The 12,791-nt window shown below is 52.4% G+C and carries 16 protein-coding genes and 1 pseudogene; 16 read left to right on the top strand and 1 reads right to left on the bottom strand.

Annotated features, from left to right (window positions below; genetic code table 11):
- Window positions 1–2: 2 nt before the first annotated feature.
- From C233_RS0108305 to C233_RS0108255, 11 genes are read left to right on the top strand one after another with little or no spacing between them, the layout of a single operon-like run.
- Entirely contained in the window at window positions 3–1,754 is a 1,752-nt protein-coding gene (locus C233_RS0108305; protein ID WP_244149059.1) for a PHP domain-containing protein, read from the top strand.
- On the top strand, window positions 1,720–2,493 hold the full coding sequence (locus tag C233_RS0108300; RefSeq protein ID WP_018667133.1) for a DNA-methyltransferase: 774 nt from the start codon (window positions 1,720–1,722) through the stop codon (window positions 2,491–2,493). The genes C233_RS0108305 and C233_RS0108300 overlap by 35 nt, the downstream gene beginning before the upstream one ends.
- 3 nt (window positions 2,494–2,496) lie before the next feature.
- Window positions 2,497–3,039, top strand: coding sequence for an NUMOD4 domain-containing protein (locus C233_RS0108295; protein WP_018667132.1), 543 nt, complete (start codon window positions 2,497–2,499; stop codon window positions 3,037–3,039).
- Window positions 3,036–5,213 carry a helix-hairpin-helix domain-containing protein gene (locus tag C233_RS0108290; RefSeq protein ID WP_018667131.1) on the top strand — a complete coding sequence of 726 codons (2,178 nt, stop codon included), beginning with the start codon at window positions 3,036–3,038 and terminating at the stop codon, window positions 5,211–5,213. The genes C233_RS0108295 and C233_RS0108290 overlap by 4 nt, the downstream gene beginning before the upstream one ends.
- 4 nt (window positions 5,214–5,217) lie before the next feature.
- Window positions 5,218–5,982, top strand: coding sequence for a 3'-5' exonuclease (locus C233_RS0108285; RefSeq protein ID WP_018667130.1), 765 nt, complete (start codon window positions 5,218–5,220; stop codon window positions 5,980–5,982).
- 15 nt (window positions 5,983–5,997) lie between these two features.
- Window positions 5,998–6,297, top strand: coding sequence for a hypothetical protein (locus tag C233_RS22470; protein ID WP_018667129.1), 300 nt, complete (start codon window positions 5,998–6,000; stop codon window positions 6,295–6,297).
- Window positions 6,294–6,812: a hypothetical protein gene (locus C233_RS0108275; protein WP_018667128.1), complete on the top strand. Its 519-nt coding sequence runs from the start codon at window positions 6,294–6,296 to the stop codon at window positions 6,810–6,812. Before C233_RS22470 ends, C233_RS0108275 begins: the two co-directional genes overlap by 4 nt.
- Complete coding sequence (locus tag C233_RS24070; RefSeq protein ID WP_018667127.1) at window positions 6,790–6,945, top strand: hypothetical protein; 156 nt, start codon at window positions 6,790–6,792, stop codon at window positions 6,943–6,945. Before C233_RS0108275 ends, C233_RS24070 begins: the two co-directional genes overlap by 23 nt.
- A 10-nt stretch (window positions 6,946–6,955) precedes the next feature.
- Window positions 6,956–7,255 (top strand): hypothetical protein, encoded by a 300-nt coding sequence (locus C233_RS0108265; RefSeq protein WP_018667126.1) that lies wholly within the window; start codon window positions 6,956–6,958, stop codon window positions 7,253–7,255.
- A 29-nt stretch (window positions 7,256–7,284) separates the two neighbouring features.
- On the top strand, window positions 7,285–7,491 hold the full coding sequence (locus tag C233_RS0108260; RefSeq protein WP_018667125.1) for a hypothetical protein: 207 nt from the start codon (window positions 7,285–7,287) through the stop codon (window positions 7,489–7,491).
- Complete coding sequence (locus C233_RS0108255; RefSeq protein WP_018667124.1) at window positions 7,484–8,086, top strand: DUF6549 family protein; 603 nt, start codon at window positions 7,484–7,486, stop codon at window positions 8,084–8,086. Before C233_RS0108260 ends, C233_RS0108255 begins: the two co-directional genes overlap by 8 nt.
- Window positions 8,087–8,408: 322 nt before the next feature.
- On the opposite strand, the pseudogene C233_RS23565 reads toward C233_RS0108255, so the two are convergent.
- Window positions 8,409–8,570, bottom strand: a pseudogene (locus C233_RS23565) (glycoside hydrolase family 97 C-terminal domain-containing protein); the annotation flags it as partial.
- Between the two features lie 554 nt (window positions 8,571–9,124).
- Here C233_RS23565 and C233_RS0108240 point away from each other — a divergent pair.
- The 5 genes from C233_RS0108240 (at window position 9,125) to C233_RS0108220 (ending at window position 12,778) form a co-directional block, all read left to right on the top strand.
- Entirely contained in the window at window positions 9,125–9,562 is a 438-nt protein-coding gene (locus C233_RS0108240) for a hypothetical protein (protein ID WP_018667121.1), read from the top strand.
- A 219-nt stretch (window positions 9,563–9,781) separates the two neighbouring features.
- A complete protein-coding gene (locus C233_RS0108235; RefSeq protein ID WP_018667120.1) occupies window positions 9,782–10,597 on the top strand; it encodes a MotA/TolQ/ExbB proton channel family protein in 816 nt (271 codons plus the stop codon).
- A gap of 69 nt (window positions 10,598–10,666) precedes the next feature.
- Window positions 10,667–11,272 carry an ExbD/TolR family protein gene (locus C233_RS0108230; protein WP_018667119.1) on the top strand — a complete coding sequence of 202 codons (606 nt, stop codon included), beginning with the start codon at window positions 10,667–10,669 and terminating at the stop codon, window positions 11,270–11,272.
- Window positions 11,273–11,288: 16 nt separating this feature from the next.
- Window positions 11,289–11,939: an ExbD/TolR family protein gene (locus tag C233_RS0108225; RefSeq protein WP_018667118.1), complete on the top strand. Its 651-nt coding sequence runs from the start codon at window positions 11,289–11,291 to the stop codon at window positions 11,937–11,939.
- Window positions 11,940–11,965: 26 nt separating this feature from the next.
- Window positions 11,966–12,778 (top strand): energy transducer TonB, encoded by an 813-nt coding sequence (locus tag C233_RS0108220; RefSeq protein WP_018667117.1) that lies wholly within the window; start codon window positions 11,966–11,968, stop codon window positions 12,776–12,778.
- Window positions 12,779–12,791: the final 13 nt, after the last annotated feature.

Below are 12,791 nucleotides of genomic sequence, written 5' to 3'. Positions count from 1 at the left end.
TGATGAACGAACTGCTGGCCTGGCTCGACAGCCAGTCCATTTCATATATGCCCGTGGACACGGAGGTAGTGGACATCCCGGAATTCGGACGGCTGTTCCTGGCCGACCTCTCCGGCGTGGACTCCGTTTTCAGGAATGAAGGCGGCAGGCCCGTGTTCAACCTGATGGAAACCCCGGAGGTACTGCTGGAAGAAGGTATCCGCCATGTGGCATTCCCCTTCGGAAAGAACTGGTACTACTACGACCTGCGGGAGGATTTCAGGTTCAATATCCTGAAACATATCGGACGTCCGAAACCTCCCGTGCACGACATCCCTTTCGTAAACCTCGGCATCCATACCCCGTACGAGCTGCTGAACGCTTCCGGGGCTCTGGAAGAGTGGTGCCGCAAGGCCCGGTGGCTGGGACACACGGCCATCGGTATCTGCGACCGCAACACGATGGCCGCCACGCTCAACTTCCAGAAGGAATGCGCCAAGGCGGGACTGAAGCACGTGTTCGGGTATTCCCTCGACATGGCACACCCGGACGGGAAAGTCGGGTTGAAAGTCTATGCCCTCGGCAATGACGGTCTCCGCAACCTGCTCCGCATACAGCGTGCCGTCATGGTGGGCTCGGAGGACAGGACGCTCCGATATGAGCAGCTGCTGGCGTATGCCGCCGGATGCGTGTTGATCTTCTCCACCCGTTCCTCCTACTGGATGCTCTCCCATCCCCGGCAGGTCGCACGGCTGCGGCAGGGTTTCGAGGCGGTCTATTACCAGGTGGATGCCTGCGAGTACAAGGCCGACCGTATAGACCGGGAAAACCTCGAAGCCCTCCGGTACTATTTCGAAAGCCATGACGACCGGACGGATTCTTTTCCCGTGGCTCCCATTCTCATTGCGGACTGCCATTACCCGGACAAGGACGATGCCTTCTCGAAGACCGTCCTGAACAAGATAGCTTCGGGGGCGGCGCACGAGCAGAGCGATGACCAGTACTACAAGAGCGTGGACGAGCATTACGAGACGTTACGCCCCCTGTTTTCCGACAAGTGGGATTTCGACAGGCTGTTCAGGCGCATGTGCCGCCCGACGGTCGAGATCGCGGAAAAAGCGACAGCCGCCTTCGAGACGGGACGCATGTTCATGCCCGAATACAGGATGCGGGACGGGGAACGGGAACGGTACGGGAACCGACGGACGATGTTCCTCCGCCTGCTCGATGAGGGAATGCGTGAGAAAGTCCCGGAACAGGAAAGGGAACGCTATGGGGAACGGCTGGACGAGGAGGTCTATATCATCGAATCGACGGACAACGTGGACTATTTCCTCGTGCAGTGGGACATGGTGCGGGAAGCAAGGCGCCGGGGCATTGCCACCGGCATCGGGCGCGGCTCCGCGGGAGGCTCCCTGGTGTCATACCTGCTCGGTATCACCTCCATCGACCCGCTGAAATACGGGCTTATCTTCTCGCGTTTCCTTGTGCCGGAACGCTGCGGGCTGAGCTGGAAAGACGAGCTGACGGTACTGGCTCCGGATCTCCTGCTTGAAAAAGGGGAACGCTATGTAGAGATAAAGTCCGGGGACAAGACCTACCGCATCAGTCCGGATGCCCGGCTGCGGATAATCCGCAAGGATGCGGAAAAGACAATATATGCCGATGAATTGATTTGTGGCGATGAAATCCTTTTCGACCGCCGAGATTGCCTGTGGAACTTAAAGGAACTTGAAGCCGATGAATCAGAACTGCGAACACCTGCGTCCCTATGAGGGATGCGACCTTTACCGGGGAGATGCCCTGGAGGTACTGCCCCGGCTTGCCGCCAGCGGCATCATTGCCGACATGGTACTGTCCGACCCGCCTTACGGGACGACGCACTGCCGGTGGGATTCCGTGATAGATATCCCCCGCATGTGGAAGGCCGTCCGGGAGGTTTCCGGACAGAAGACACCCGTGCTGCTTTTCTGCCAGCAGCCGTTTACCAGCGTCCTGGGAGGCTCAAACCTCGGCAGGCTGCGCTACGCCTGGGTCTGGGAGAAGACGCAGGCGACCGGATTCCTGAACGCGAAACGCATGCCGATGAAGGCGCACGAGGACATCCTCGTCTTCTATGACAGGCTTCCCAAATACAACCCGATCAAGACCGACGGGCACAAGCGGAAGGTCATCCTTGCCGTACACCAGCACAAATGCGACGCGGGGGAAATCTACCGGAAACATGACAAGTACCGGGACTATATCTCCACGGAACGCTATCCGCGCAGCGTGCTGAAATTCAAGACGGACAAGCAGCTTTCCTGCCTGCACGCCACGCAGAAACCCGTGGCCCTGCTGGAATACCTGATAAGGACATACACCGATGAAGGGGACCTCGTCCTCGACTTCGCCATGGGCAGCGGGAGTACCGCCATCGCGTGCAGGAATACGGGACGGCGCTTCATAGGGATAGAGATAGACCGCGAAATCTTCCGCACGGCAGGAGAAAGGATAACCAACCATGTATTATAGACAATGGCAGACACCCTGGAAACATGGGTGGACATCAAAGGATATGAAGGGAAATACAAAATCAGCGACAAGGGGCGTGTCAAGAGCCTCGAAAGGAAGGTGTCGCATGACGGCATCACCTATACGCAGCCCGAACGCATCATGTCGCCCTGGTGCGGCACCACTTCCTGCTACGACCGGGTACGGCTCTACCGCAACGGTGTCGGGACGAAATTCTCCGTACACCGCCTTGTCGCCAGCCATTTCCTGCCGGACTGGGACCCCGCTTTGGAGGTAAACCACATCGACGGGAACAAGGGCAACAACGAAGCCGCCAACCTGGAGATGTGTACCCGCCAGCGGAACATGGAACACGCCATCGCGAACGACCTCAAGCGCGACTACGGGGAGAAAAGCGTGAATGCCAAACTGAGCAACGCGCAGGCGGAGGAAATACGTATCAGGTATGCCGCCGGGGGTGTCTCCCAGGAGACGCTTGCACGGCGATACGGTGTCTGCCGGCAGACGGTAAGCTCCATTGTACGACATAAAAAATACATCAGATGAAAGTTACACATGTAAAGATAAAGACTACGGACCGGCCCCTGAAGGTGATGGACTCCTTCGTGGACCGGGGGCTGGCGGAAGGCGGGCATGCATCGCTTCCGGACATAGATGTCGATTACGCCTCGGACCGGAGGCAGGAAATCAAGGACTATCTGGAGGAACGCTACAACGTGGGCGGGCGACAGCGGGTCTTCTCCGCCGGGACATTCACCACGATGAAGCTGAAAGCCGCGCTGAAGGATGTCGCCCGCGTACACCGCGTACCCCATTCCACCGTGAACTATGTCACTGCCATGATAGAGGACGGGACGGACTGGACCGGGCTTTTCATGGCAGCATCGGCAAACCGCAGACTCCGGGACTTCATACAGGCGTATCCCGAAGTCATCGAGGAGGTCCGGGTGCTTTTGGGACAGCCCAGGTCGGCATCCGTCCATGCCTCCGCCATCATCGTCACTCCCGAGACACGGGACGGCGTGCCGACGGAATGTTTCGACTACCTGCCCATCCGCAAGACGGACGGCGCGTTGGTCTCGGAGTTCGACGGCTATTCAGTGGACGAGATCGGGCTGCTCAAGGAGGACGTGCTCGCGACCAAGGAACTCGCCAAACTCAGCGCGGTCATCTCCTTGGCCAACGAGCATTTCGGGGAGAGGCTTTCCATCGAATGTATCACGCGGGATAAACTGGAGGATGAAAAGACCTACCGTCTGCTCTCCGAGGGCAACACGCAGAACGTTTTCCAGTTCTCGTCTCCCGGCATTACCCGTTTCATACAGGACGTGCAGCCGGAGAATATCGAGGACCTGATAGCCGTCAACGCCCTTTACCGCCCCGCCACGCTGGATATCGGGGCGACGGATAACTATATTCGCTTCCGTCGTGGCGAGATAGCCCCGGTCTATAACTACGGGTGCCATGAAGCGACGAGGAATACCTTCGGCATCATGGTCTACCAGGAGCAGTTCATGTCCGTGGCACACACGCTCGGGGGCTTTGATCTCGGGAAGACCGACCTGCTGCGCAAGGCGATAGGCAAGAAAAAGGCGGACCTGATGGCCACGCTCAAAGCGGATTTCATTTCCGGGGCGGTCGGGAACGGGTGTCCGGAGTACGAAGCCGAGGAGATATGGCACAAGATTGAGGTTGCAGGCAAGTACTCGTTCAACCGCAGCCATGCCGCCGCGTATGCGCTGACCGCCTATTGCGGGGCATGGCTCAAGGCGAATTTCCCGTCGGCGTTCTATACGGTGGCGCTGCAATGGGCGGACGACAGGGAAATACCGCCCCTGATGTCGGAGATGGAGCGCTGTTCCGCGGCCCGGATCGTCCCGCCGGACATCAACCGCTCCGGAGCGGAGTTCTTCACCGACTATGCCGCCGGTGAAATATTCTGGTCGCTGACCCGTATCAGGCAGGTCGGTGTGAAGACCGTGGAGCATATCGTCGCGGAGCGGACAAGGGGCGGAGATTATGACAGCATCGAGAATTTCATCCACCGGGTCTTCCGGTACAAGCTGAAGAAATACCGCTACTGGGACGACCCGGACAACCCGGACGAGGCGGTGAAGGTGCCGGTGAATGCACGCCACGTGAGGAACATGATCCTGGCAGGCTGTTTCGACAGGATAGAGAAAGTCGGGGCAATCACCCAGAGGTACGCCCTGCTGGAACGTGCCGCACGGGAGCTCGGGTTTACGCTTTCCGAGAAGGACTTTCCCGGGGAGATGCGCGGCAGGCATTACTTCTGGGCACAGCAGCAGATAGCCGTGTCCGGTATCGGTTCCATCGACTACCGGAGGATTTTCGACAGTTCGGACGCGCGGCAGAAAGTCAAGGGAAAGGCTTCCTACCTTTCGTTGGAGGAGGTGTCCAAGGACGAGAACGACGGGCGCAGGGTAACCGTATGCGCAACGGTCGTGGACGTGTCGGAACATACCTATAAGGACCGGGAGACCGGCGGCAGCAGACGGTTTGCGAAGCTGTCGCTTTCCCAGAACAACCGGCTGGCGGAATGCGTCTGCTGGAATGACTGGTACATGGAGCACCGCGCCGAGGTACAGTCGCTCAAGGACAAGGTCGTCATTCTCACGGCAGTCATACGTTACAGCGACTATAACGGCTGCAACACTTTGCAGACCTACAAGAATTCCCTTTTATTCATTCAATCCTGAAATTATGGCAACGAACACAGAACAGAAGATTTTTACGGGTATCGGGATGGATTTCGAGACCGGAGGGCTGGACTGCCGGGAATGTGCCTGCACCCAGATCGCGTTGCAGGCGGTCCGTTTCGACACGTGGCAGGTATTCGACCGCTACCAGTCGTATATAGCGCCGTACTGCAGGCAGAATGCCGACACCGTGCACCGCAAGGTGCTCCGTACCCGGCACGAACAGGCAAGGATGGAACAGGCACCCATGAAATACGAGCAGGCGGCCTTGGACTATTCGGGCATCACGATGGAACTGCTGGATGCCAAGGGCGCGGATATACGGAAAGTGGCGGAAGAGGTCATCGGGTTTGCCAGGGGGAGCACGCTGTCGAAAGGCAGCCGGTACAAGCCGGTGCTCATCGGGCAGAATGCCCCCTTCGATATCGGATTCCTGCAGCAGATGATGAACCATGCCGGGTTAGTCACGGAATTCGAGAAGATCTTTGCCGGGACAAGGGACTATTACGGGAATTTCCAGCCGCACTATATCGACACGCTTTTCCTGGGACGGCTTGCCTTTGCGGACGATACGGAAGTGACATCCTACAAGTTGGAACTGGTCGCCTCCCGGTTGGGAGTGGAACTGGACGATGCCCATGACGCGGATGCGGACGTGACCGCCACGCTCGACATATTGGGCGTCTACACGTCCAGGCTGCGGAACATGGAGGGGAAAAGCGGGATGATACAGAAGAAAGAAAAGACCCGCAACCATTTCAAAATATGACAACGGGATAATAAAATGGCACAGGAGACACAGAAACAAATTCCGGAAACCATCACTTTCAAGACGGCAGACCGGATGACCTACGGGGCTTTGGGGTATGACGGGAACGAGCTGATGGCGGTCATATCGGGATATGACCTCGAAATCAAGTTCAACCTGCGGCTTATCAATTCATTGGCGGATGCGGAGGCGTGTGCCAACGCCCTTGCCGATGTGTTCTATGAAGCGCTCGTCGAACAGCTTATCGCGGAGAAATCGGAATTCATAAAACCTCCGGGGGAAAAACAGGCTACTCTTTCACAAAAGGAGGAATGAACGTGTCCGGAAAGGAAAAGAACATATCGGAGAAGCAGCTTACCGAACAGGAAATGCAGTTCTGCGAACTGTACGTGAACGGGGGATTGGAGTTTGCCGGGCGTGCCGGGAAATGCTATGAAGAGGCATTCAAGGGAAAATCCGTCAAGAATCCCGGTTCCTCCGCCAACTATCTGATGGGCAAACCTCATGTGGCCGCCCATATCAAGGCGCTGCTCTCGTCCGAGCGGTTTGAAATGGAGACCATGGCCGTGAAACTGCAGGTCACGGAAACCCTAAAAGCCGTCATGGACGAGACCGCCACGTCCGACTATACCGACCGCTTCGGCGTCCCGCTTTCCCCGGCCCCGCTGCGTGCCGTGTCGGTCAATGCTGCCAAGGCGCTCATGGAGATTTTCCCCATCCGGCACAAGGAGGAGAACAGGCTGCGCATCGAGGGCAGCGACGGGAACGTGATATTCAATGTAATCGTACCGCAGACACAGGAAAGGAATGAAGAAGAAAAAGAAATTTGAGAAGAAAGATGTAGCGTGGTGGGTCTATCTTGTCCTGCTGGTCATGCTGACCGTCTTCGGGTTGTGGAACAGCGAGGGGGCGGGAAGCCTAATCCGGATCATAGGAGAAGCATTTTCAATCTTAATCGAATAATACACCTGATATGGAACAACTGAAAGAATTCGGAATCAAGTACTTCAAGATAATCATCGTGCTGCTTTCGTTCGTGCTGACACTGTACATCCAGCACGTGAACAACACGGCGCAGATCGCCGAGCTGGAAAGCAAATGCACCACGTTGGAACTGAGACTCAAGGAGCAGTACGACAACATCAACGCCATGAAACTGGACAAGTCCGTCTTCGAGGCTACCATGAAGCAACTCAATACCGTGCAGAACGACCTGCACGAGATACGGGCGGACATCCGGGAGCTGCTGAAATGCCAATCCCAGCACAGGTAAGCCGTCATAAACCCGAAATGAAATAAATTATGAAGAAGAACGCATACGTAACCATTACGGCCTCGCCGGAGCTGTCCGAACTGAGGCTCGACGAACTTGCAGGACGCAGGGGAATTGTCGTGGAAGACCTCTCTTTCATGGGAAAAAGCCCCAAAGGCGGCATGGTACTGCTTGAGGAGGCGTACCTGGACGAATTCATCTGGTTCATTCCCGAAACGGCCGTGATATATGAGTAAGGCAATATCCAAATACCTGATTGTCGCCGTGCTTCTGTTGTGCGGCGTCATCTATGTACAACACCGCCGTACCCTCCGGCTGACGGACGAGAGAGACCGTTACCGGTCGAACAACACGGCACTGCTGTCGGACGTGAAACGTATGCGGATCGACTCGACGACCCTTGCAGCCGATGCGGAAGGGCTGCGTCTGACGGTCGCCGAGTACAGGCGTTTCCGGGCGGAGGATGCCGAGACCATCAAACGGCTGGGCGTAAAGGTCAAGAACCTGGAAGCGGCGGCAAGGCATGAAATCGAGGTGGCGGGACCGATAGACGCTGCAGTGAAGGATACGGTCGTCATCCGCGACACGCTGCCGCAGGTAAGGCAGAAGGTCGAGATGATAACGCCGCATATCCGGCTGACGGGGCTGATCGAGAATAACCGGCTGAAAGGGGAAATCCGGGTGCCTGTCACGTTAAACCAGGCCGTATGGGTGGAGTACAGGGGGTGGTGGCTGTGGAAACGGGTCAAGGCCATCCACCAGACCGTTTCGAGCGACAACCCTTACGTGGATATCAAATACAGTGAATATATACAGATTACCGGGAAATAGAAAGGTTCTCGTTTGATATTATACGACATGTGGAGTTAAAGGAATATTAATCCGAAAACAGAGGTGGGTACATTGAAAATGACGAAACCCGCTTGAAACGTTTTGATTCTTGGAAACGGATTTCATAATCCTTGCGATAAGCGTCCGGTGTTCTGTCCGGTAATCCTCCAACAAAAATTAGTGAAAATCGGGGGGAAGATTTTCTCTTGACCTGACCCGTAAAAAAAGAATGGATTGCGATGGCTTTTACCGTAATCCATTTTACGTTCCACTGCTATCCGAGATGGTTCTCGATATATCTACTCTTATCCCTGGTCGTCCATCAATGTATTTCTTTGATCGAAATGGCATAGCCGCCACCTACTGCGGCTTTCATTTTCAGTTTGGTTTTGTTTGTCACTATCTTACGGGTAATCGTGTAAGACTCTGGATTGGTCTCCCAATGGGCGTCTTCCGTATCCACATAGATAACGGCTTCATATTTCTTGGTTGTAGGAAGCCCAGCCCGTCATCGAACAGGCGGAAACGGATTGCCACTTGACGGTCGGAGTGAACAAGCGTGCGAAAATACTGGAAGAAAACCTGCTTCACCTGAACCATAAGCTGCTACAAGAAATCGTATCTTGGACGGGGACTACCGGCAGACCGGCAAATATACAGGCGAGAAAACCTTCTTCTACTTCGATCCTTCCTACAAGCCGGTCAACGAGCTGCCTTTTTACGATTATTAAAGAGGAATATAAATGACAATAATTTGTATATAGTTTACCGCCTCCTTTGGAAAGAGCAGACTTTATAGCAAGTATTAAATTAAGGTATTGTTATCTGTATAATAATTTTATTTTTTTTGAAAATTAGAATGTTATAACAATTAAAAGTTTTTAAAACCTACTAATTATTACATGAATTAATATTTTATTTCACCTCTTTTTATAATTTTGCCCCCGATTTAGAAAATATGATAACCCCCTTTTAATCAGTAAGCAGTGAACATTATTATTTCTTGAGGTAAGGTATTATTGCAAGTTATTAAATGGCATGAAAACAATAGTAAAGGCATTTTGGCTTAGTTTGTTACTGATACTTACTTGCAGTATCAGTGGAAAGGCTGTTGACTTTACTGGAGCCGGTATAAAGTTGGCTGAGACGTACAAGGATTCTGTTGCCTTACTTTCATGTTCACCTACATCATTCGAACAAAAAAAATCAAAGTTTGCAGATACCCGGTATTCGACAGCAGATATGGAATTAGATACCAAGTCTGTTACCGAAATTTACACTTTTGGCCAGCAGCGCATGCGCCGGGTTGCAGAAGACAATAATATATTGCTTAGAAATATATTTATTATATTATCCAATTATGAGAGCCTGCTTGTACATGGCAGGACTAAACGATTCTTCTCGGATAAAGCCCCGTACTATGCAGTGACGGGTAATGACTACTGTATTTACGTGCTCCGGCGGATTCTAATTTAGCCGCAGATTTTCTCTTTCCTTTTTAAACTTTCCCCCATTCTTTTTTTCACTCCTCACAAGAAAGAGAGTGAGAGCAGGCGACGCATGTTTGCATATGTGTGTGCTGAATGAAAGTGCAAGGGTGATTTATGCCTTATTGGTTTATAATAGGGGATTTGTACAATTGTGCCTTATTCTTATAAATTAATTTAATACCAACAATTAAACATTTAATTAATCATGGAAACAACTCATCAAAAAAAAGTAACCTCTTTTAAAGGTATCAAATCTGCCGGTTGGGTAATCGTAATCTGCTTTATCATTGCCTTACTTATTTTTCAATTTGTATTGGGAAATCCCTCCAACTTCATGAACAATGACCCGAACAACCATCCGTTGCCGGGCAACTTCCTGGGCACCATCTATAAAGGAGGATTCATCGTTCCTGTCATCCAGACCTTGCTGCTCACCGTCATCGCCCTGAGTATCGAGCGCTACATCGCCATCCGTGCCGCTTTCGGCAAAGGCTCGCTGGTGAAGTTCGTATCCAACATCAAGGCTGCCTTGGCTGCGGGTGACATGAAGAAGGCGCAGGAGATTTGCGACGCACAGCGCGGTTCCGTGGCCAATGTGGTAAACGCCACCTTGAAAAAGTATGCCGAAATGGAGAACGACAAAGATTTGTCCAAAGACCAGAAACTGCTCGCCATCCAGAAAGAACTGGAAGAAGCCACTGCGCTGGAACTGCCGATGATGGAACAAAACCTGCCTATTATCGGTACCATCACCACTCTGGGAACCTTGATGGGATTGCTGGGGACGGTTATCGGTATGATCCGTTCATTCGCCGCCCTGGCTGCCGGGGGCAGTGCAGACTCCATGGCTTTGTCACAAGGAATCTCCGAGGCATTGATCAATACCGCCTTCGGTATCCTGACCGGTGCTTTGGCTGTTATCTCCTATAACTATTACACCAATAAAATCGACAAACTGACATACAGCCTCGACGAAGTCGGCTTTTCCATTGTACAGACGTTTGCTGCCACTCATAAATAATTGGGGAATTAAAGTGATATTCCATATATCCTTGGTTCTTTTATTTCTTAAATTATCAATTTAGCAATTATGGGTAGAGCGAAAATCAAAAAGAAAAGCACGTTCATCGACATGACCGCCATGAGCGACGTGACCGTATTGCTGCTCACTTTCTTCATGCTGACTTCTACGTTCGTGAAGAAAGAACCGGTACAGGTAACCACTCCGGCATCCGTTTCTGAGATTAAGATTCCGGAAACGGACATCCTCCAGATACTGGTCGACCCGAACGGAAAAGTGTTTATGAGTATGGACAAGCAGTCCGACTTGCGCAATGTGCTGGAAGCCATGGGACAAGAATACGGGGTGACCTTCACTTCCGAGGAAACGAAGAAGTTCATGCTGGCACCCACTTTCGGAGTGCCGATGAAAAACATGAAGAAATTTCTCAGCTTGCCACAAGACCAGCAGGACGCTGTATTAAAGAATGAGGGAATACCGACTGACAGTATAGACAACCAGTTCAAGGCTTGGGTGCGCAATGCCCGTGCCGTGAATGCCGACTTGCGCATTGCTATCAAGGCGGATGCCAAGACCCCTTATTCCGTAATCAAGAATGTTATGAACTCACTTCAGGATTTAAGAGAGAACCGGTATAACCTGATAACCTCTCTGAAGACTACTTCTGAAGATTAATGAAAGGAGAATAAGTATGGCCGAAATACAGGAAAGCGGAAATAAGAAAGGCGGGAAAAGCAAGCAGAAGAAGATGACCGTTAGGGTGGACTTCACTCCGATGGTGGACATGAACATGCTGCTGATTACCTTCTTCATGCTGTGTACTTCACTGAGCAAGCCTCAGACCATGGAGATAAGCATGCCGAGCAATGACAAGAACATCACCGAAGAGCAGCAGAGCAAAGTGAAAGCCTCGCAGGCTATCACACTTCTCTTGGGCGATGAAGACAAATTGTATTATTACGAAGGAGAGCCCAACTATAAGGACTACACCTCACTGAAAGAGACTACTTATCAGGCGGATGGTCTGCGGGCAATGCTCTTGAGGCGCAACAGGGCTGCTGTGAACGAAGTGAACAAGCTGAAGCAGCAGAAACTGGAACTGAAGATATCAGAGGAAGACTACCGCAAGCAACTCTCCGAAATAAAAAGCGGGAAGGACACGCCGACAGTCATCATCAAGGCTACCGACGAAGCCTCGTACAAGAATCTGATTGACGCCCTCGATGAAATGCAGATATGTAATATAGGCAAATATGTGATAACGGACATTGCCGAAGCCGACGAGTTCTTGATGAAGAACTACGAAAGCAAAGGGGAGCTGTCGCAGAACATTGCCGAATAAGTAACACCTATAAAAGAAAGAAGAATATGGCTAAAGTAGATTTAAGCTCTTTGGAATGGTGCGACCTTATATTCAACGGCAAAAATAAAGCGTATGGCGCCTATAAGATGCGTGAAGGCTCTCCGCGCCGCCACAACATAGCCGTGGTGCTGGTAATAGTGATAGCCTTGGTAGGCTTCAGTATTCCCACCTTGATAAAAATGGCGACGCCGAAACAAAAGGAGGTGATGACCGAGGTCACTACCCTCTCCCAACTGGAAGAACCGGAGGTGAAGCAGGAGGAGATGAAGCGGGTGGAACCGGTCGCTCCGCCGCCACCGGCATTGAAGAGTTCCATCAAATTCACCGCCCCTGTCATCAAAAAAGACGAGGAAGTGAATGATGAGGATGAAATCAAGAGCCAGACCGAACTGACAGAGACGAAGGTTGCCATCTCCATTGCCGATGTGCAAGGCAATGACGAAGTAAACGGTCAGGACATTGCCGACTTGAAGGAAGTGGTGACACAAGAGGAAAAGGAGGAAAAGGTGTTCGACATGGTGGAACAGATGCCGACATTCCCTGGTGGAGCCGGTGAACTGATGAAATACATCGCCGACCATTTGAAGTATCCGACGATTGCACAGGAAAACGGTATACAGGGACGGGTAGTCTGCCAGTTCGTGGTAGGCAGTGACGGCAGCGTGAGAGATGTCAATATCGTGAAAAGCCTGGACCCCTACTGTGACAAAGAGGCTGTGCGGGTAATCATGTCGATGCCCAAGTGGATACCCGGCAAGCAGAACGGCAAGGCGGTATCTGTAAAGTATACGGTCCCCATTGTCTTCAGATTACAATAAACAGTGTGTGTAT

This window comes from Bacteroides gallinarum DSM 18171 = JCM 13658 (assembly GCF_000374365.1).
GTDB lineage: Bacteria > Bacteroidota > Bacteroidia > Bacteroidales > Bacteroidaceae > Bacteroides > Bacteroides gallinarum.
The sequence above is the reverse complement of the archived record's forward strand: the minus strand, read 5'-3'. Positions and strand labels throughout refer to the sequence as shown.

What these genes read in the sequence shown, in the direction of transcription:
- C233_RS0108300 (WP_018667133.1), top strand. Translation starts at nt 1,720, where the DNA reads ATGAATCAGAACTGCGAACACCTGCGTCCCTATGAGGGATGCGACCTT.
- C233_RS24070 (WP_018667127.1), top strand. Translation starts at nt 6,790, where the DNA reads ATGAAGAAGAAAAAGAAATTTGAGAAGAAAGATGTAGCGTGGTGGGTC.
- C233_RS0108265 (WP_018667126.1), top strand. Translation starts at nt 6,956, where the DNA reads ATGGAACAACTGAAAGAATTCGGAATCAAGTACTTCAAGATAATCATC.
- C233_RS0108240 (WP_018667121.1), top strand. Translation starts at nt 9,125, where the DNA reads ATGAAAACAATAGTAAAGGCATTTTGGCTTAGTTTGTTACTGATACTT.
- C233_RS0108235 (WP_018667120.1), top strand. Translation starts at nt 9,782, where the DNA reads ATGGAAACAACTCATCAAAAAAAAGTAACCTCTTTTAAAGGTATCAAA.
- C233_RS0108305 (WP_244149059.1), top strand. Translation starts at nt 3, where the DNA reads ATGAACGAACTGCTGGCCTGGCTCGACAGCCAGTCCATTTCATATATG.
- C233_RS0108260 (WP_018667125.1), top strand. Translation starts at nt 7,285, where the DNA reads ATGAAGAAGAACGCATACGTAACCATTACGGCCTCGCCGGAGCTGTCC.
- C233_RS0108225 (WP_018667118.1), top strand. Translation starts at nt 11,289, where the DNA reads ATGGCCGAAATACAGGAAAGCGGAAATAAGAAAGGCGGGAAAAGCAAG.
- C233_RS0108220 (WP_018667117.1), top strand. Translation starts at nt 11,966, where the DNA reads ATGGCTAAAGTAGATTTAAGCTCTTTGGAATGGTGCGACCTTATATTC.
- C233_RS0108230 (WP_018667119.1), top strand. Translation starts at nt 10,667, where the DNA reads ATGGGTAGAGCGAAAATCAAAAAGAAAAGCACGTTCATCGACATGACC.
- C233_RS0108275 (WP_018667128.1), top strand. Translation starts at nt 6,294, where the DNA reads ATGAACGTGTCCGGAAAGGAAAAGAACATATCGGAGAAGCAGCTTACC.
- C233_RS22470 (WP_018667129.1), top strand. Translation starts at nt 5,998, where the DNA reads ATGGCACAGGAGACACAGAAACAAATTCCGGAAACCATCACTTTCAAG.
- C233_RS0108255 (WP_018667124.1), top strand. Translation starts at nt 7,484, where the DNA reads ATGAGTAAGGCAATATCCAAATACCTGATTGTCGCCGTGCTTCTGTTG.
- C233_RS0108290 (WP_018667131.1), top strand. Translation starts at nt 3,036, where the DNA reads ATGAAAGTTACACATGTAAAGATAAAGACTACGGACCGGCCCCTGAAG.
- C233_RS0108295 (WP_018667132.1), top strand. Translation starts at nt 2,497, where the DNA reads ATGGCAGACACCCTGGAAACATGGGTGGACATCAAAGGATATGAAGGG.
- C233_RS0108285 (WP_018667130.1), top strand. Translation starts at nt 5,218, where the DNA reads ATGGCAACGAACACAGAACAGAAGATTTTTACGGGTATCGGGATGGAT.